Annotated in this window: 14 protein-coding genes; 8 read left to right on the top strand and 6 right to left on the bottom strand. The window is 71.3% G+C overall.

The genetic code is table 11. The annotated features are described in order from the left end of the window. The first annotated feature begins 53 nt into the window (after positions 1 to 53). From OG844_RS15015 to OG844_RS14985, 7 genes are all read left to right on the top strand, one after another. Positions 54 to 1,625, top strand: a complete 1,572-nt coding sequence (locus OG844_RS15015) for a GMC family oxidoreductase (RefSeq protein ID WP_406390611.1) — start codon at positions 54 to 56, stop codon at positions 1,623 to 1,625. Then, complete coding sequence (locus OG844_RS15010; protein ID WP_406390609.1) at positions 1,622 to 2,674, top strand: glycine betaine/L-proline ABC transporter ATP-binding protein; 1,053 nt, start codon at positions 1,622 to 1,624, stop codon at positions 2,672 to 2,674. Before OG844_RS15015 ends, OG844_RS15010 begins: the two co-directional genes overlap by 4 nt. Then, positions 2,674 to 4,656, top strand: a complete 1,983-nt coding sequence (locus OG844_RS15005; RefSeq protein ID WP_406390607.1) for an ABC transporter permease — start codon at positions 2,674 to 2,676, stop codon at positions 4,654 to 4,656. Before OG844_RS15010 ends, OG844_RS15005 begins: the two co-directional genes overlap by 1 nt. Position 4,657: 1 nt before the next feature. Further along, on the top strand, positions 4,658 to 5,641 hold the full coding sequence (locus tag OG844_RS15000) for an ABC transporter substrate-binding protein (RefSeq protein ID WP_406390605.1): 984 nt from the start codon (positions 4,658 to 4,660) through the stop codon (positions 5,639 to 5,641). A gap of 113 nt (positions 5,642 to 5,754) precedes the next feature. Further along, positions 5,755 to 6,003, top strand: a complete 249-nt coding sequence (locus OG844_RS14995; RefSeq protein WP_406390603.1) for a hypothetical protein — start codon at positions 5,755 to 5,757, stop codon at positions 6,001 to 6,003. 212 nt (positions 6,004 to 6,215) lie between these two features. Then, a complete protein-coding gene (locus OG844_RS14990) occupies positions 6,216 to 7,016 on the top strand; it encodes an alpha/beta fold hydrolase (protein WP_406390601.1) in 801 nt (266 codons plus the stop codon). Further along, complete coding sequence (locus OG844_RS14985; RefSeq protein WP_406390600.1) at positions 7,013 to 8,266, top strand: PP2C family protein-serine/threonine phosphatase; 1,254 nt, start codon at positions 7,013 to 7,015, stop codon at positions 8,264 to 8,266. Before OG844_RS14990 ends, OG844_RS14985 begins: the two co-directional genes overlap by 4 nt. Positions 8,267 to 8,359: 93 nt before the next feature. On the opposite strand, the gene OG844_RS14980 is transcribed toward OG844_RS14985, so the two are convergent. The 3 genes from OG844_RS14980 to OG844_RS14970 form a co-directional block, all read right to left on the bottom strand. Then, on the bottom strand, positions 8,360 to 10,252 hold the full coding sequence (locus OG844_RS14980) for an ABC transporter ATP-binding protein (RefSeq protein WP_406390599.1): 1,893 nt from the start codon (positions 10,250 to 10,252) through the stop codon (positions 8,360 to 8,362). Between the two features lie 61 nt (positions 10,253 to 10,313). Next, positions 10,314 to 11,696: a cytochrome P450 gene (locus OG844_RS14975; RefSeq protein ID WP_406390598.1), complete on the bottom strand. Its 1,383-nt coding sequence runs from the start codon at positions 11,694 to 11,696 to the stop codon at positions 10,314 to 10,316. An 84-nt stretch (positions 11,697 to 11,780) separates the two neighbouring features. Beyond that, positions 11,781 to 13,565, bottom strand: a complete 1,785-nt coding sequence (locus tag OG844_RS14970) for an ABC transporter ATP-binding protein (protein WP_406390597.1) — start codon at positions 13,563 to 13,565, stop codon at positions 11,781 to 11,783. A gap of 103 nt (positions 13,566 to 13,668) precedes the next feature. On the opposite strand from OG844_RS14970, the gene OG844_RS14965 reads away from it, so the two are divergent. After that, on the top strand, positions 13,669 to 14,361 hold the full coding sequence (locus OG844_RS14965) for a ThuA domain-containing protein (RefSeq protein ID WP_406390595.1): 693 nt from the start codon (positions 13,669 to 13,671) through the stop codon (positions 14,359 to 14,361). 34 nt (positions 14,362 to 14,395) lie between these two features. Here OG844_RS14965 and OG844_RS14960 read toward each other — a convergent pair whose 3' ends face one another. The 3 genes from OG844_RS14960 to xylB form a co-directional block, all read right to left on the bottom strand. Further along, positions 14,396 to 15,247: a hypothetical protein gene (locus OG844_RS14960; protein ID WP_406390594.1), complete on the bottom strand. Its 852-nt coding sequence runs from the start codon at positions 15,245 to 15,247 to the stop codon at positions 14,396 to 14,398. Then, positions 15,247 to 16,524, bottom strand: a complete 1,278-nt coding sequence (locus OG844_RS14955) for a VWA domain-containing protein (RefSeq protein WP_406390592.1) — start codon at positions 16,522 to 16,524, stop codon at positions 15,247 to 15,249. Before OG844_RS14955 ends, OG844_RS14960 begins: the two co-directional genes overlap by 1 nt. A gap of 71 nt (positions 16,525 to 16,595) precedes the next feature. Continuing rightward, positions 16,596 to 18,077, bottom strand: coding sequence for a xylulokinase (gene xylB / locus OG844_RS14950; RefSeq protein WP_406390591.1), 1,482 nt, complete (start codon positions 18,075 to 18,077; stop codon positions 16,596 to 16,598). Positions 18,078 to 18,276: the final 199 nt, after the last annotated feature.

Raw genomic sequence — 18,276 nt, 5'->3', positions numbered from 1 at the left:
GCTGTCCGCAGCACCACGCACACGCAAGCACCTTGCAGAAGGAGCAGTGAACGATGCCCCCGTCCCCCCGCACCGCACGCCCCGAACCTGTCGACTACGTGATCGTCGGCGGCGGCACCGCCGGCTCGGTGATCGCCTCCCGCCTCACCGAGGACCCCGACGTCACCGTCACGGTCATCGAGGGCGGCCCCACGGACATCGACCGCGACGACGTCCTCACCCTGCGCCGCTGGCTCGGGCTCCTCGGCGGCGACCTCGACTACGACTACCCCACGACAGAGCAGCCGCGCGGCAACTCCCACATCCGGCACAGCCGGGCCCGGGTCCTCGGCGGCTGCTCCTCGCACAACACGCTGATCAGCTTCAAGCCGCTGCCCGGCGACTGGGACGAGTGGGCCGAGGCGGGAGCCGAGGGCTGGGACGCGGCGTCCATGGACCCGTACTTCGCCCGGCTGCGCAACAACATCGTGCCGGTCGACGAGAAGGACAGGAACGCCATCGCCCGCGACTTCGTCGACGCGGCGCAGGCGGCGGCCGGGGTCCCGCGCGTCGACAGTTTCAACAGCAAGCCCTTCCACGAGGGTGCCGGTTTCTTCGACCTCGCCTACCACCCGGAGAACAACAAGAGGTCGTCCGCGTCCGTCGCCTACCTCCACCCGCACATCGAGGCCGGTGACCGCCCCAACCTCGAGATCCTGCTGGAGACCTGGGCGTACCGGCTGCAGTTCGAGGGCAACCGAGCCACCGGAGTGCACGTGCGTACCAAGGACGGCGAGGAGGTGCTGCTGCGCGCGGCCCGTGAAGTCATCGTCTGCGCGGGCGCGGTGGACACCCCGCGGCTGCTCATGCACTCCGGAGTCGGACCGGCGAAGGACCTGGAGGACCTGGGCATCCCCGTCGTCCACGACCTCCCGGGCGTCGGCGAGAACCTGCTCGACCACCCGGAGTCGGTCATCGTCTGGGAGACCGACGGGCCCATCCCGGAGAACTCCGCCATGGACTCGGACGCGGGCCTGTTCGTCCGCCGGGATCCCGAATCCCGGGGCCCCGACCTGATGTTCCACTTCTACCAGATCCCCTTCACCGACAACCCGGAGCGCCTCGGCTACGAGAAGCCCGCGCACGGGGTGTCGATGACCCCGAACATCCCCAAGCCGCGCAGCCGCGGCCGGCTCTACCTCACGAGCGCCGACCTCGAGGTCAAACCCGCCCTGGACTTCCGCTACTTCACGGACGAGGACGACTACGACGGCCGCACCCTGGTCGACGGGATCAAGCTCGCCCGCGAGATCGCGAAGACCGAACCCCTGGCCCACTGGCTCACGCGCGAGGTGTGCCCGGGCCCCGAGGTGACCTCCGACGAGGACATCAGCGAGTACGCCCGCAAGGTCGCGCACACCGTCTACCACCCGGCCGGCACCTGCCGGATGGGCGGCCGGGAGGACGCCGCCGCGGTGGTCGACCCCCAGCTGCGCATCCGCGGCCTGCAGGGCATCCGTATCGCGGACGCGTCCGTCTTCCCGACCATGCCCGCCGTGAATCCCATGATCGGCGTGCTCATGGTGGGCGAGAAGTGCGCCGAACTGCTCTCAGCAGCCCCGACCGCCGGAGGCGATGTCCGATGACCGAAGCCACTACCCCTGTTTTCAGCGTCCGCGACCTCTGGAAGGTCTTCGGCCCCAAGGCCGACCGCATCCCGGGCAGTGAGCACGCGGAACTGCCCGCAGCCGAACTGCGGACACGCACCGGCTGCACCGCCGCCGTACGCAACGTCTCCTTCGACGTCAAGAAGGGTGAGGTCTTCGTCGTCATGGGCCTGTCGGGATCCGGCAAGTCCACCCTCGTACGCTGCCTCACCCGGCTGATCGAGCCCACCAGCGGCACCGTCGCCATCGACGGCGAGGACGTCCTGGCCATGGACCGCACCCGGCTGCGCGAACTGCGCCGCCACCGTGCCGCGATGGTCTTCCAGCACTTCGGACTGCTGCCCCACCGCACCGTCCTGGACAACGTCGCCTACGGCCTGGAGATCCAGGGCATCGGGAAGGCCGAACGCCGGGCCAAGGCGGCCGAGCTGGTGGACAAGGTCGGCCTGACAGGTCTGGAGAGCCGCCGCCCGGCCCAGCTCTCCGGTGGCCAGCAGCAGCGCGTCGGACTGGCGCGCGCGCTCGCCGTCGACCCGTCCGTCCTCCTATTCGACGAACCGTTCAGCGCGCTCGACCCGCTGATCCGCAGGGAGATGCAGGACGAAGTCGTCCGGCTGCACAAGGAGGAGGGCCGCACCATGGTCTTCATCACCCACGACCTGAGCGAGGCACTGCGCCTGGGCACCCGCATCGCCCTGATGCGCGACGGCGGCATCGTGCAGCTCGGCACCCCCGAGGAGATCGTCGGGTCGCCTGCCGACGACTACGTGCGCGAGTTCGTACGCGACGTACCGCGCGAACAGGTCCTCACCGTCTCCACCGCCATGCGCCCCCCGGCCGCCGGAGAGAGCGAACACGGCCCGGCACTGCGCCCCGAGGCCACCGTCTTCGAGGCGATAGAGGCGGTCGCCCGCTCCGGTGACCGGACAGCACGGGTCATGGACGGCGGCAGGCTGGTCGGCATCGTCGACCACGCCTGCCTGCTCGACGTGGTCGCGGGCACGGGGGCCCGCGAGGTGAGCGTCTGATGGCAACCGCCCAGGCCGCCACCACGGCCGCAGCAGTCCCCCCGGGCAGCGGCCCCCTCGCCGCCCTGCGCGGCCGCCCCGCACTCGGCAAGCTCCTGATCCTGCTGGCGATCGCCGCAGTCGCCGTCCCGCTGCTCCACGCGCGGTGGGGCGGAGGAGTCTGGCCCGCGGCCCTGACCGTCGACCTGACCGGGCCGCTCGGCGAGGTCAACGACTGGATCATCGCCAACCGCGACAGCCACCCGCTGTTCCTCTACTTCTTCGGCCACATCAGCAACGCCGTCGTCCTGTCCGTGCGCGGCGTCTACCTGGTGCTGCTCGCGCTCGGCTGGGCCGGTGTCACCGCCCTCGCCGCGGTCGTCGCCTGGCGGGTGGCCGGACTGCGGCTCGCGCTGACCGCCGCCCTCTGCTTCGGCGTCTGCGGCCTGCTGGGCATGTGGGTACCGACCATGCAGACGCTCGCGCTCATGATCGTCGCCGTGCTCGCCTCCGTGGTGCTCGGGATGCTCCTCGGGCTCGCCGCCGGGCTCTCGGACCGCACGTTCCGGGTTCTGCGGCCCGTCCTGGACACCATGCAGGTGCTGCCCGCCTTCGCCTACCTGCTGCCCGTCGTGCTGGTCTTCGGCATCGGCGTGCCCGGCGCGGCCCTCGCGACCGTCGTCTACGCGGCACCGCCGATGGCACGGCTCACCGCGCTCGGTCTGCGCGGCGCCGACGCCGGCGTCATGGAGGCCGTGGCCTCGCTGGGTGCGACCGGCAGGCAGCGACTGCTGACGGCACGGCTGCCGCTGGCCCGCAAGGAACTGCTCCTCGGCCTCAACCAGACGATCATGATGGCCCTCTCGATGGCCGTCATCGCGTCCATCATCGGCGCCGGGGGCCTCGGCGACCGCGTCTACCAGGCGCTGTCCTCCGTCGACGTCGGTGCCGCGCTCGCCGCGGGCATCCCGATCGTGCTGCTCGCCGTGGTCCTTGACCGTACGACCGAGGCGGCCGGCCGGAGGATCGGCGCGGAACCCACCGGGCCCGTCGCCCTGCGCGGGCTGCGGGGCTGGGGACTCGCCGCGGTGATCGCCGCCGCCGTCGCCGTCGCCGGGCGGTTCACCGGAGGCCGTATCTGGCCCGAGAGCGGGATCGTGGCCATCGCGGGCCCCGTCAACACCGCCAAGGACTGGATGGTCGACCACCTGTACACCGGCGTCCCCGTCATCGGCGGCACCGCCGACTGGGCCGCCCACTTCACCGACTGGATCCTCAACCCGCTGCGCAGCGGACTGCAGGGCCTGCCCTGGTGGTCCGTCCTGCTGGTCGTCGCCGCGCTCGCCTGGACCATCGGCACCTGGCGCACCGCGCTGACGGCCGTGCTGGCCATGGCCGCCATCGGGGTCCTCGGCGTCTGGGAGCCGTCGATGGACACGCTCAGCCAGGTCCTCGCCGCCGTCGCGGTCACCCTGGTCCTCGGCTTCGCCATCGCCATCGGCGCCGCACGCAGCGAACGCCTCGAACGGCTGCTGCGCCCCGTCCTCGACGTCTTCCAGACCATGCCGCAGTTCGTCTACCTCATCCCGGTCGTCGCCCTCTTCGGCGTCGGCCGCGCCCCCGCCGCCGCGGCAGCCGTCGTCTACGCGCTGCCCGCCGTCGTCCGCATCACCACCCAGGGGCTGCGGGGCGTCGACCCCGCCGCGATGGAGTGCGCCCGCTCGCTCGGCGCCACCCCCGGACAGCAACTGCGCCAGGTCCAGCTCCCGCTGGCCAGGCCCGCCCTGCTGCTCGCCGTCAACCAGGGCGTCGTCCTGGTCCTCGCGGTGGTCATCATCGGCGGTCTCGTGGGTTCCGGCGCACTCGGGTACGACGTCGTGTTCGGCCTCGCCCAGGGCGACCTGGCCACCGGCCTCGTCGCCGGTGCGGCCATCGTCTGCCTCGGGCTGATGCTGGACCGGGTCACCCAGCCCACCACCCGACGCCGCCGGAAGGAGAGCTGACATGGCTCGCACCCGTACCCGCGCACACCTGCGCACATCCGCGATCGTCGCCTCGGCCGCAGCCCTGCTGGCCGTCACCGGCTGCGGTGCCGCGGACATGACGAAGCAGGCGTCCCCGTTCGCCGCCCCCGCCGACATCAAGACCGTCACGCTCTCCGTGCAGTCCTGGGTCGGCGCCCAGGCCAACGTGGCCGTCGCCCAGAAGCTCCTGGAGGACGAACTGGGCTACCGCGTCGACCTCGTCCAGACCGACGAGGTCCCCGCCTGGGACGCCCTCAGCCAGGGCCGGGTGGACGCCATCCTGGAGGACTGGGGCCACCCCGACCAGGAGAAGCTGTACGTCCAGGACAAGAAGACCATCGTCCCCGGGGGCGACCTCGGCGTCACGGGGCACATCGGCTGGTACGTGCCCACGTACTGGGCGGACGAGCACCCCGACGTCACCGAGTGGAAGAACCTCGACAAGTACGCCGACGAGCTGCGCACGCCGGAGAGCGGTGACAAGGGCCAGCTGATGGACGGTTCACCGTCCTACGTCACCAACGACAAAGCCCTGGTGAAGAACCTCGGCCTGGACTACAAGGTCGTCTTCGCCGGCTCCGAGGCCGCGCAGATCACCCAGATCCAGCAGTTCGCCAAGGAGAAGAAGCCCTTCCTCAGCTACTGGTACCAGCCGCAGTGGCTGTTCAACGAGGTGCCGATGGTCGAGGTGAAGCTCCCCGAGTACACCGATGCGTGCGGCGCCAAGGACCCGGCCGACATCGACTGCGCGTACCCGCAGACGCCGCTGCAGAAGTACCTCAACGCGGACTTCTCCCGGCGGGGCGGCGAGGCCGCGGCCTTCCTGAAGAAGTTCAACTGGTCGGAGAAGGACCAGAACGAGGTCTCCGAGATGATCGCCTCCGAGCGGCTGGCGCCCGGTGAGGCAGCCGAGCGCTGGATCGAGGAGAACCCCGACGTGTGGAAGAAGTGGCTGGTCCGGTGACCTGAGCCGGGTGCCTCCTTCCGGACGGGGCCTCAGCCGCCGCGGCACACGTCGCGAACGGCTGAGGCCCTTTCGCGTGCCCCAGGGGCCTCGCCGTCCAGGCCGCCGCCGGGGTGCCGCGCACGGTCCTGGCCAGGGCCGCGCTCCTGGAGACCGCGCTCCCACTGGCACCGGCGCTCCTGCTCGCGGGCGTCGGGGGCACGGCGGTGTACCTGGCGTACGCAGGCTTCGTGGGCGCGGGCTCCCCGCCGCTGCTCCCGCTCCTCGTCCCCGTGGCCGTCTACGCGGCCTGCCTGCCTGCCGGCCGCGGCGACGTCGCTGCCGCTCCTGCGACGCACCCGGCGGAGCTCCGCTCCACCTAGTGGCGCAGGCCAACGGGCCGAGTCTCGGTGATCGCAGGAACACTCGTCGGCGGCCGCCCTCGCGCAGCGTGATCCGGGCGGTGACCGGGGCAGCAGTGAAACCGCGCTCCCGACGTACGTGCCCACGCGGTCACTCAGCGTGATCCACGCGGGTGGGCGGCCTTCCTCCGGCAGACCAGGCCGTCATGTGCCGGGGGTGCCAGGATGGTCTCATGGACGTGCGGAAGAGGAACCGGGTACTGGTGACGGGCCGGGAGAGCGGCCCGGTGGTGATGCTCGCCCACGGATTCGGATGCGATCAGAACCTGTGGCGTCTTGTCGCGCCCGCACTGGACAAGCACTTCCGGGTGGTCCGCTTCGATCATGTGGGGGCCGGGCATTCCGATGTGTCCGCATGGAGCCCCGAGCGGTACTCCACCCTGGACGGCTATGCGCAGGACGTGATCGAGATCTGCCAGGAGCTCGGCCTCGGTCCCCTGACCTTCGTCGGGCATTCGGTCAGTTCCATGATCGGTGTTCTCGCCGCCGTGCAGGAGCCCGGGCTTTTCGACGGGCTGGTCCTCCTCACCCCCTCGCCGTCGTACATCGATGACGGCGACTACCGGGGCGGTTTCAGCGAGCAGGACATCGACGAGTTGCTCGAGTCGCTGGACAGCAACTACCTGGGCTGGTCCGCGACGATGGCACCGGTGATCATGGGAAACCCGGAGCGTCCCGAACTGGGCGAGGAGCTGACCAACAGCTTCTGCCGAACGGATCCGGAGATCGCCCGGGTCTTCGCGAGAGCGACCTTCCTGTCCGACAACCGGGCGGATCTCGCCAAGGTGACCGTGCCGACGCTCATCGCCGAGAGCGCGCACGACACGATCGCCCCCCGCGAGGTGGGGGCCTTCGTCCACGCACAGATCCCCGGCAGTGAACTGGTGACTCTGGACTCGACGGGCCATTGCCCCCAGCTGAGCGCCCCCGAGGAGACGGCCGAGGCGATCATCGCCTTCGTGCAGGGGCGGTGACGGTGTCCCCGGGCGACGACGGGACCGATGGGCTGTGGGCGGCGGGGGACCGGGACCAGGAGCAGCTGTCGTTCTCCGCTCTGCTGGAGGACAGCGTCGAGGACCTGTACGAGAACGCGCCGTGCGGCTACCTCTCCACGCTGATGGACGGGCGGATCGCCAAGGTCAACGGAACCCTGCTGAAATGGCTCGGCTACCGTCGCGATGAACTGGTCGGCCACAGGCAGTTCTCCGACCTGCTGACCATCGGCGGCAGGCTGTACCACGAGACGCACTTCTCACCGCTGCTGCGGATGCAGGGCGAGGTCAACGGTATCGCCCTGGAACTCAAGGCCGCCGATGGCAGCCGACTGCCCGTCCTGGTCACCTCCACCGTCAAGCGGGACAGCGACGGCGAACCCCTGCTGATCCGCACCACCCTCCTGGACGCCCGGGACAGGCGTGCCTACGAGCGTGAACTCCTGCGAGCCCGGCAGGAGGCCGAGCACGACCGCGAACGCCTCCAGCGCCTTGCCACGACCCTGCAGCGCACCCTGATCCCGCCGGCTCTCGAACCGGTTCCGGGCCTGGACGTTGCCGCGCACTACCAGTTCGCCTCCCCCGACGAGGTGGGCGGTGACTTCTACGACCTGTTCCCGCTGGCCGCCGGACGCTGGGGTTTCTTCATGGGGGACGTGCGCGGCAAGGGTGCGGGGGCGGCAGTGGTGACGTCCTTGGTGCGCTACACCCTGCGAGCCGCAGCGGTCTCCGATCCGGTACCGGCCACGGTCCTGGGCAACCTCAACACCGCGCTCGACCAGCACTTCCATGAAGACGAACCGACCTTCTGCACGGTGATCTTCGGCCTGCTCACACCTTTGGGGAACGACGTGGGATTCCATGTCGTCCTGGCCGGCGGCGGCCACCCCCCTGCCGTGCTGCTGCGTGCCGACGGCGGCGCCGACTACCTGCCGACGCCGGGCGGCCAGCTGGTAGGCGTCGTGCCGGACGCGCAGTTCACCACAACCACCATGGGCCTGGGCCCCGGTGACACGCTGCTGCTCTACACCGACGGTCTGACCGAGGCGCGTACGGGGAACGCAGGTGAACGCTACGGCGACGAAGCGCTCCTGGACTTCGCGTGGTCCCTCGCACCCACCTCGGCCCCCGGTGCCGTCGAAGCCCTCACCGCGCTCCTGGACTCGTTCGGCGAGGGACTCGACGACGACGCCGCGCTCCTGGCCATGAGCGTGCCCCCCGGTGAGCGGTGAAGGACCGGAGCCGAGGGCAGCGATCAGGCCCCGGCCACTGCGAGTTCCCTGCCGCACGGTGGGGCACCGACCGGAGTCCGTGGGATGCGGCGGTCAGGCAATCGACCGGGCCGCCTCCTCGCTCCCCGGCCGCTCGAACTGGGTGCGGTACAGCTCCTCGTACCGTCCTCCGACGGCCAGCAGCTCCTCGTGCGTGCCCCGTTCGGCGACCCGGCCCTCCTCGATGACCAGGATCAGGTCGGCGGCCCGCACCGTGGAGAGCCGGTGGGCGATCACCAGTGCGGTGCGGCCCTCCAAGGCCTCGGCGAGGGCCTCCTGCACCGCCGCCTCGGACGTCGAGTCCAGGTGTGCGGTCGCCTCGTCGAGGATGACGACCCGCTGACGGGCCAGCAGCAGTCGTGCGATGGTGAGCCGTTGCCGTTCGCCACCGGAGAGCCGGTAGCCGCGCTCGCCGACCACGGTGTCCAGGCCCTCGGGCAGGGACGCCACGAGGCCGTCCAGACGGGACCGGCGCAGTGCGTCCCAGATGTCGTCCTCCGTCGCCTCCGGCCGGGCCAGGAGCAGATTGGCGCGCACCGACTCGTGGAAGAGGTGCCCGTCCTGGGTGACCATGCCGAGGGTCTCGCGGATGGAGTCGGCGGTCAGATCGCGTACGTCGACGCCGTTCAGCCGTACGGAGCCCGCATCGGCGTCGTACAGCCGCGGCAGCAGCTGCGCGATCGTCGACTTGCCCGCGCCGGACGAACCGACGAGTGCGACCATCCGTCCGGGCCGGGCGGTGAAGGAGACGTCGTGCAGCACCTGCGTACCGCCCCGTGAGTCGAGCGTGGCGACCTCCTCCAGCGAGGCGAGGGAGACCTTGTCGGCCGACGGATAGCCGAAGGACACCCCGTCGAACTCCACGGACACCGGCCCGTCCGGCACCCGGCGGGCATCCGGCTTCTCGGCGATGAGCGGCTTCAGATCGAGGATCTCGAAGACCCGCTCGAAGCTCACCAGAGCGCTCATCACCTCGACGCGCGCACCGGCCAGTGCCGTCAGCGGGGCGTAGAGACGGGTGAGCAGCAGGGCCAGGGCGACGACCGCTCCGGGCTCGAGGCTGCCGCGCAGCGCGTAGTAGCCGCCGAGTCCGTAGACCAGCGCGAGGGCCAGGGCGGACACCAGGGTGAGCGCCGTGATGAACGTGGACTGGAGCATGGCCGTACGGATGCCGATGTCGCGGACCCGGCCCGCGCGGGCGGCGAACGCGGTGGACTCGTCGGCGGGGCGGCCGAAGAGCTTGACGAGGGTCGCGCCCGGCGCCGAGAAGCGCTCGGTCATCTGCGTGCCCATGGTCGCGTTGTGACCGGCGGCCTCCCGCTGCAGCGCCGCCATCCGGGAACCCATCCGGCGGGCCGGCACGACGAACACCGGCAGCAGGACCAGGGCGAGCAGGGTGATCTGCCAGGAGATCGTGAGCATCACGGCCAGGGTCAGCAGCAGGGTGACGGAATTGGAGACGACGCCGGAGAGGGTGCTGCTGAAGGCCCGCTGGGCGCCGATCACATCATTGTTGAGCCGGCTGACCAGCGCACCGGTCCGGGTCCGGGTGAAGAAGGCGACCGGCATCCGCTGCACATGGTCGAACACGGCGGTGCGCAGATCGAGGATCAGCCCCTCGCCGAGCGTGGCGGAGAGCCACCGGGTGAGGAGACCGAGCCCTGCCTCCGAAACGGCGATCAGGGCGATGAGCAGCGCGAGCCGCGTGACCGTACCGGTGTCCCTGCCCTGCACGATCGCGTCGACGACGCGTCCGGCGAGCACGGGTGTGGCCACCGCGAGCAGCGCGGTGGCCACACTGAGGAGAAGGAAGCGCTGGATCCGCCCCCGGTGCGGCCGGGCGAACGCCGCGATGCGGCGCAGCGTCGCCCGGGAGAAGGGCCTGCGGTCCTGTTGCGCGTTCATCGTGCTGTGCAGCGATGTCCACGCCGTGACTTCCATGTCCATGCGAGTGCCTCCGGAGTCGGGTCCTGTGCATGGAACGCTATGACCTCAAGTAAGCTTCAGGTCAACCCTGAGGGGCTCGGCGCGCCCGTACCGTCGCCAAGACCTCCCGGTCCGGCTGCAGCGTCAGTGTCGGCATGGGATTGATCACGCCCGGGTCCACCTCCAGTTCGAAACGGCGCGCCAGGACGGCGAGGACCAGAACCGCCTCGACCATCGCGAAGCGCGTGCCGAGGCAGACCCGTGGGCCGCCGCCGAACGGATACCAGGCGTACTCCGGGATCTCGTCCCCGTGCTCCGGGTCCCAGCGCTCCGGACGGAACGCCTCCGGCCGGGGGAACCAGCGCTCGTCCCGGTGCGTCGCCCACTGGCTGCTCCACACCCGGGTGCCTTCCGGCATCGGGACGCCGCCGATCCGGGCCCCCTCCTTCGCGATGCCCGTGACGAGCCAGATCGTCGGATACAGCCGCAGGGTCTCCTTCACCACCGCCTGGGCGTAGGTCAGTTGCGCGTAGTCGTCGATGCCGGGCTCCCGGTCGCCCAGCACCCGGTCCAGCTCCTCGGCGAGCGCCGCCCGTGCCTCGGGGTTGCGGGACAGCAGGTACCACGCCCACACGAGCGTCGAGCTGGTCGTCTCGTGCCCGCCGATGTACAGGGTGACCGTCTCGTCGCGTATCTCCTCGTCGGTGAGGTGCGCGCCGGTCTCGTCCACCGCGGTGAGCAGCCGGCTCAGCAGGTCGGGGCGCTCGCCGTCCCCGTCACGGTGGCGGGCCACCACCCGGCCGACCTCGGCGTCGATCACCGCAGCGGCCTTCTTGATCCTGGCCCGGCCGGGCGTCGGCACCCAGTCGGGCAGGATCGCGCCGAGGCCGCTGAACTCCTTGCCGATCTCCTGCTGTGCGATGTCCATCGCCCGGCCCATCGACTCGGCGTCCGCCGGGGTGTCCACGCCGAAGATCGTGCGGACCGCGATCTTCTGGGTGAGGGCCGCCATCTCCCTCTTGATGTCGATGCGTTCGCCCCCGGACCAGGTGTCCGCGAGGTCCACCGTGCAGGCCGTCATCGTCGACGCGTACGACTTCACCTGCTTGGGACGGACCGACGGCTGCACCAGCGAACGCTTGCGCCGCCAGTCCGGACCGCGCGCGACCACCACGCCGTTGCCCATCACCGTGCGGAACGCGATCCCCAGCAGCGGTTGGTCGAAGGTGCGTTCCGTCTCCGTGAGCAGCTCGCCTATGCAGTCGGGGTCGGAGATGAACACGCAGTCGTTGCGGCCGAAGCGCCAGCTCACCATGGACCCGCAGCCGCGCAGCCGCTCGAAGAAGGCGAGCGGGTCCTTCCCGAACTGCGGCAGACTCCCCAGGAGGGGCAGGCCCTTCGGACCCGGTACGAGCGTATGACGGCGCGGCTCGGCATCGACAGCCGCACCGGTTTCCGTGGACATGAGGGACTCCCGTCATCTGCCTTATGGAGTACGTGAGTTGCTGAGCGTAGCCCTCAGCCTGACAGGTGTTCGAACGCGACGGTCCTATGCCGGCCGCTTCGGCTGGAGCCCCGCGTACACCCCGCCCCCGCGCACCAGCTCCTCGTGCGTACCCACCTCGGCCACGCGGCCCCGGTCCATCGCCACGAGGCGGTCCGCCGCCCGGATCGTGGAGAGCCGGTGCGCCACCACGAACACCGTGCGGCCGTGCACCAGCCGGGCCAGCGCCTCCTGGACCAGTGCCTCCGACCGGGTGTCCAGGGCGGACGTCGCCTCGTCCAGGATCAGCACCCGCGGATCGCGGATCAGGGCCCGGGCAATGGCGAGGCGCTGCTTCTGCCCGCCCGAGAGCCGTGCGCCGCGCTCACCCACGACCGTGTGGATGCCGTCGGGCAGTGACTCGACGAACTCCAGCGCGTTGGCGTCCGCGAGCGCGCGGCGGACCGCCCCCTCGTCCGTATCGCCCATGCCGTAGGTGACGTTGTCCCTGATGGTGCCCTCGAACAGGATCGACTCCTGGGGGACCACGGACAGGAACTGCCGGTAGCTGCGCAGATCGAGCGTCGCCATGTCCGTGCCGTCGAGCAGGATCCGCCCCGATGTTGGCCGGATGAAGCCGATGAGGAGGTTCAGAACGGTCGACTTGCCCGCGCCGGACGCTCCGACCAGCGCCACCGTCTCGCCCGGGCGGGCGGACAGGGTGAAGTCCTCCACGGCGGCGCCGCCCGAGCCCTCGTACGCGAATCCGACCTGCTCGAAGTCGATGCGGCCCTCGACCCGGTCCACCAGGTCCTTGCCCGCGTTGTTCTCCAGGTCGGGTGCCTCGAGCACCTCGCCGGCCGAACGGACCGACTCCAGGCCCTTGCTGATGACCGGGGCCAGGCTCAGCAATGTGGACATCGACCCGGTGAGCGTGGTGAAGAAGGCACTCAGCATGACGACGTCGCCCGCGGTGATCGGCAGCCAGCCGTGGTACGCGACGAGGGCCGAGCCCGCGAGGCAGGCCACACCCAGGGAGTTCAGGAGGATCCAGGCGAGCGCGCCGAAGCGGCCGTTGAGCAGGTCGAGGCGCAGACCTGCGAGCAGCACCTGACGGAGCGAGCCGTCGACACGGCCCAGCGCCGCGTGCTCCAGGCCATGGGCCCGGGTGATGGGGATCAGGCTCGTCATCTCGCTGACCCGTGCCGACAGCTGCTCGACCTCCTGGCGGAACGATTCGTTGTGACTGCGCAGCCGGGACCGCAGCTTCATGACCAGGAGGGCGGCGAGCGGGACGACCACCAGGAACACCGGAAGGAAGGACGGCACCCGTACGGCGATGACGACGAGACCGCCGGTCAGCGTGACGATGCCGGCCAGCCCCATGTCGGCGGACTGCTGGACCATCTGCTCGACGGTCTCCACATCGCGCACCACCTTGGCCTGCAGGACCCCGGCGCTCGTCCTGGAGTGGTAGCCGATGGACAGCTGCTGCATCCGGCGGCAGAGCGCGTCGCGCAGCGAGGTGCCCATGCGCCGCACACTGCCGTTCAGGCAGCGCACGTACAGCAGGTGCAGCGGGTAGTTGAGCACGAGCACGAAGAGCAGGGCGCCCGCGTTCGCCCACAGCTCCCGCTCCGGGCGGTGCTGGACGACGACGTCGATGATGTTCGCGGTGATCAGCGGCAGCAGCCAGATGGGACTGTGCTTGACGATGAACGCGGCCACGCCGAGGGCGAGCCTGCGCCGGTCGGGGCGCAGGAGGTAGCCGAGGGTGCGGATGGGGTGTTCGCCCCGGTAGCGGTGGTCGAGGGCGGAGAGCTGCCGTGTCAGAGAAAGCGGTTGCTGCATACGATCAGCCAAACCCGGTCGGTCCCACCGTGCAAGACCGTTTCGCATCGTGGCGCACCGGGGCCGCAGGGCCTGCCGTGTCCGTTCGTCCGAGGAGCCGTCGATGCCCACCACCGGCCTGCCGGGTGTCCTGGTGTACACCCGCACCACCGACTACCGGCACGAATCGATACCCGACGGCATCGCCGCGTTCCGGGAGCTGGGCGCGGACCACGGTTTCGCCGTCGACGCGACGGAGAGCCCGGAGGTGTTCGAGAACGGCCTCGCGGCCTACGGGGCCGTGGTGTTCCTCTCCACCAGCGGCGACGTCCTCACCCCCGAGGGCCGCGAGGGGCTCCGCGCCCACTGTGCGGCGGGCGGCGGATTCATGGGCGTGCACGCCGCGGCCTGCACCGAGTACGGCTGGCCGTTCTACGGCGAGCTCCTCGGCGCCCGCTTCGCACGCCACCCCGCGCTCCAGCCGGGCACCGTCCTCGTGGCGGACCGGAACCACCCGGCGACCCGGCACCTCGGGCCCCGCTGGGACTTCACCGACGAGTGGTACGACTTCCGGACGCTCCCGCGCGACACCGTGCGGGTGCTCGCCTCCGCCGACGAGTCCTCGTACGACGGAGGGGGCATGGGTGCGGACCACCCGCTCGTCTGGACCCATGAGTACGGCGGCGCCCGGGTCTTCTACACCGCTCTCGGGCACACCCGCGAGGCGTACCGCGACGCGGCCTTCCGGGCCCATCTCCTCGGCGGACTCCGCCAGGTGATGCCCGCACACGCCGGAGGGCCGCCGACCGGGGCCTAGAGCCCGGTCGGCGGCCCTCCGGCTGCGAAACGCGTCAGACGCCCGGCGGGACCCGGGAAGGACGGCCGCCGCCGCGGGTCAGGCCGTAGCCGAACACGGCTGCCAGCGCCGCGAGTACGCCGCCGCCCACCGTCCACAGCCAGCGGTCGGTCCACCAGCCGGAGGCCCAGCCGTCCTCCGGCTCGCTGCCGAGCGAGACCCGGGGCCTGTCCGTGCCCTCGCCCGTGTCGACGGCCTGTTCGATGGAGGACGCGCCCGGCACGAGAGGTTCGGCGAGCTCGCCGCCCACGTCGTGCGCGCCGCCGCTGTCGACGGAGGTCACCTCGGTCTCGGCGTGGACCGGCAGGCCCAGGTCCTCCTCGGCCGCGCCGACGACCGTCAGGCGTACGTAGTAGCTGCCGGGCAGGGGGTCGTCCGCCCAGGGCTCGGACCAGGCCCGCACCGTGCGCAGCACACAGGACAGCTCGACGGATTCCGCGTCCGCCGCTGCCTTCCTGGTCTGGTGGCCGTACATGCAGGCCTGGCGGCGGCGCAGCCCGTCGTACACGTCGACCTGCCAGGTCGACGCACCGTGCCTGGCCGCACTTTCGGGCAGGGTGACCTTCGCCCGGACGGTGGGGCGCTGACCGGTGTCGGCGGGGAACACCCAGTACAGGTAGTCACCCGTGGAGGCGTCCGCCGTGGCGGTCATGTCCTGCTGGATCGCGGTGGCGGTACGGAAGGTGGTGCCCGCCTCGGTCGGTCCGGCCTTGCCGTCCCCGGCGGGGCTCGCGCTCGCCGACGGGTCGTCTGCGACAGCACCGCCCGTCGAGGTGAACAGGGTGACTCCGGCGAGCAGTGCGACCGCACAGGCGTGCATCACGGTGTTCCTGCGGGGGGTACGCATCAGTTGGTCCTCCATACGGCGACGCGCCAGCGTGAGATCCAGCCGGTCAGCAGGCCGGCGACCAGCCCGGTCAGGACCAGGACGCCCAGCAGCCACCAGCCACGGCCGAGTCCGAACGCGGCCGCGTCGGCGGTGTCGTCGGGCGCGGCCACCAGGTCGATGGTCAGCTCGACGGGCATGCCGGGGGTGGTCTTCACGGACGCGGGCGCCGAGAAGGAGTTGCTCAGCTGGAGGCAGACGGTCTCTGCGGCGGGCTTCATGTCGCTGTCCGTGTCGTCCTGTTCGGCCTTCGGGTAGCGCAGACCGGAAGAGATGACATCCGTACGTCCGGTGCCGGACTCCGCGCCCCGGACGATCTCGCGCCCGTGCGCGGTCACCGCCCGCAGCAGCACGCCGTAGTCGTTGTTGACGGCGCGGTCCGCGGCCACGCTCACCGAGGCGCGCAGCTCCTCACCGGGGAGCACGTCCACCCGGTACCAGCGGTGCTTCCCGAACTCCTGGCGGTCGGTGAACAGACCGGCCTTCAGCTGGGGTGCCTCGGAGCAGCTGCCCGCGCCCTCGGTCGCCACCGGGACGACGACGGGCTCGGCGGCCCGGTCCACCAACTGTTTGACGCGACCGGAGAGTTCGTCGGTGTGCTGGACGGCTGTGTAGGTTCCGCCGGTGGCCTCGGCGATGCAGGTCAGCTGCTGCCTGATCTTGGCGTCGGGCACCAGGCCCAGCGTGTCGATGACCAGGTGGATCCCACGGGCCGCGATGTCGCGCGCGACCTCGCACGGGTCGAGCGGGCCGCAGGTGTCCTCGCCGTCGGTGATCAGGACGATCCGCCGGGTGGAGTCACCGCCTTCGAGGTCGTCGGCCGCGCCGAGGAGGGCGGGGCCGATCGGGGTCCAGCCGGTCGGCGCCAGTGTGGCGACCGCGGCCTTGGCCTCGGTGCGGTCCAGGGGCCCGACCGGGTAGAGCTGCTTGGTGTCCTTGCAGCCGGTCTTCCGGTCGTCGCCCGGGTAGTCGGCGCCGAGCGTCCGGATGCCGAGCTGCACCTCCTCGGGAACCGCGTCGAGCACGTCGTTGAACGCCTGCTTGGCGGCGGATATCCGGGACTGGCCGTCGATGTCACGGGCGCGCATGGAACCGCTGACGTCAAGGACCAGTTCGACCTTGGGCGATGCGGAGGAGGAGGGTTCGTCGGCGGCGGCCGGGAGCGCGGTGCCGAGCCCGGCGGCCAAGGTGGCGAGCAGCACGCACACCCCGGCCGTCAGCCGTTTTCTTGTGATCATCGCCGGATCCTATTGAAGATCCGCGGTCATCCCCAAAAGCAGTACGCGGGACGCCTGTTCACTACCCGGACTCAGCCGCCGAGCAGCGGCCCGGACGCTCGTTCCAGCACCGAGCCGACCCGCTCCCACGTCTCCGTGTCCCTTTCCACGGGCGGGAGTTGCGTGTCCTCGGCCTTCTCGTTCCAGCGGGTCGCCACCGCGACCGGGTCCCCGCCGCCGGCCGCCGACGCGGCGAGAGCCGCGGCGCCGAGTGCGACCAGTTCGCCGTTGCCCGGCACGATCAGGGGCCGCCCCGAGAGACGGCGCACGGTCTCCACCCAGGTGCGGCCCTGGGCGCCGCCGCCGATGAGCCGCAGCGGCCGGCCGGCGACATCGGGGTCGGCCGGGTCCAGACCGCACGACCGCAGCAGTTCGTCGAGCGCGCGCAGCACGGTGAAGGCCGCACCCTCGTAGGCGGCGCCCAGCAGCTGCTGCGGGGTGGTGTCGTGCCGGAGTCCCGTGAGGAGGCCGGACGCCGTGGGCAGGTCCGGGGTGCGTTCGCCGTCCAGATAGGGGAGGAGCACCGCCGCGCCGCCCGGCGTCGCGTCGTCGCGGTGCAGGCCGAGCAGGGTGGCGACCTTGTCGACGGCGAGGGTGCAGTTGAGCGTGCAGGCCAGCGGGAGGTACGTGCCGTCCGCCGCGGCGAACCCGGAGAGGGCCGTGGAGGCGGGCCTGGCCCGGGACGCGGCGAAGACCGTACCGGAGGTGCCGAGGCTGAGGACGGGGTGGTCCAGGAGGCCGGCGCCGCCGAGGCCCAGGCCGACCGCGGCGGCCATGTTGTCACCGGTACCGGCTGCGACGGCGATCCCCGCCGGCAGGCCCAGGGACTCGGCAGCGGCAGCGGTCAGCGAGCCGATCCGGGTCGCGCCGGTGGCGGCGACCGGGGGCAGCAGTGAGGCGTCCAGGCCGAGCAGGTCGAGCAGCTCGGCGTCGTAGGCGCCGGTGGCGGTCGAGTACCAGAGGGTGCCCGAGGCGTCGCCCGGGTCCGTCGCCGCCGTGCCCGCGAGCCGCTCGGTCAGGAAGTCGTGGGGCAGCCGCACGGCTGCGGCCGCGGCGGCGTTCGCCGGATCGTTCTCGCGCAGCCACTGCCACTTGGACGCGGTCATCGCCGCGACCGGCACGGAGCCGGTGCGGGCGGTCCAGGCCTCGGGTCCGCCGAGTGCGGCGGTGAGGGCGGTGGCCTGCGGGGCGGAGCGGGTGTCGTTCCACAGCAGGGCCGGGCGGAGCGGGCGGCCGGTCTCGTCGAGCACGACCAGGCCGTGCTGCTGTCCGGCCACGGCGATGCCGGTGACGGCGGACGCGGAGAGCCCGGACTCCTTGAGCCCGGCGGCGACGGCGTCGCACAGCGCCCGCCACCAGACCTCGGGGTCGCTCTCGCGCGCCCCGCCCTCGCCGGTGACCACGTGCGGGGCGCGGCCTACGGCGAGCAGCTCGCCCGTCTCGGCGTCGGTGACGGCCGCCTTGGTGGACTGGGTGGAGCTGTCCACGCCGATGACGACGGTACGCGGCGGCATGGGCTACCTCTTCTCGTGCAGGGGTTCCGGTCGTACGCAAGGGGTCGCGCAGATTTTGGTTGTGCGACAAACAAATTACGTGATCGACGCTGCGGGGAACAGAGGCGGCCCCCGTTTCGTCGTCCGAGGGGTTACGTCGGCGGGGTGCCCCGTGCATGATTAGTCATGCGACTGAACAAATTGATCCGGCCGGGGAGGC

The organism is Streptomyces sp. NBC_00887 (assembly GCF_045207585.1).
The sequence above is the reverse complement of the archived record's forward strand: the minus strand, read 5'-3'. Positions and strand labels throughout refer to the sequence as shown.

Excerpts from the sequence above, each read along its gene's own strand:
- OG844_RS15015 (WP_406390611.1), top strand. The coding sequence starts at position 54 with ATGCCCCCGTCCCCCCGCACCGCACGCCCCGAACCTGTCGACTACGTG.
- OG844_RS15010 (WP_406390609.1), top strand. The coding sequence starts at position 1,622 with ATGACCGAAGCCACTACCCCTGTTTTCAGCGTCCGCGACCTCTGGAAG.
- OG844_RS15005 (WP_406390607.1), top strand. The coding sequence starts at position 2,674 with ATGGCAACCGCCCAGGCCGCCACCACGGCCGCAGCAGTCCCCCCGGGC.
- OG844_RS15000 (WP_406390605.1), top strand. The coding sequence starts at position 4,658 with ATGGCTCGCACCCGTACCCGCGCACACCTGCGCACATCCGCGATCGTC.
- OG844_RS14990 (WP_406390601.1), top strand. The coding sequence starts at position 6,216 with ATGGACGTGCGGAAGAGGAACCGGGTACTGGTGACGGGCCGGGAGAGC.
- OG844_RS14980 (WP_406390599.1), bottom strand. The coding sequence starts at position 10,252 with ATGGACATGGAAGTCACGGCGTGGACATCGCTGCACAGCACGATGAAC.
- OG844_RS14975 (WP_406390598.1), bottom strand. The coding sequence starts at position 11,696 with ATGTCCACGGAAACCGGTGCGGCTGTCGATGCCGAGCCGCGCCGTCAT.
- OG844_RS14970 (WP_406390597.1), bottom strand. The coding sequence starts at position 13,565 with ATGCAGCAACCGCTTTCTCTGACACGGCAGCTCTCCGCCCTCGACCAC.
- OG844_RS14965 (WP_406390595.1), top strand. The coding sequence starts at position 13,669 with ATGCCCACCACCGGCCTGCCGGGTGTCCTGGTGTACACCCGCACCACC.
- OG844_RS14960 (WP_406390594.1), bottom strand. The coding sequence starts at position 15,247 with ATGCGTACCCCCCGCAGGAACACCGTGATGCACGCCTGTGCGGTCGCA.
- OG844_RS14955 (WP_406390592.1), bottom strand. The coding sequence starts at position 16,524 with ATGATCACAAGAAAACGGCTGACGGCCGGGGTGTGCGTGCTGCTCGCC.
- xylB (WP_406390591.1), bottom strand. The coding sequence starts at position 18,077 with ATGCCGCCGCGTACCGTCGTCATCGGCGTGGACAGCTCCACCCAGTCC.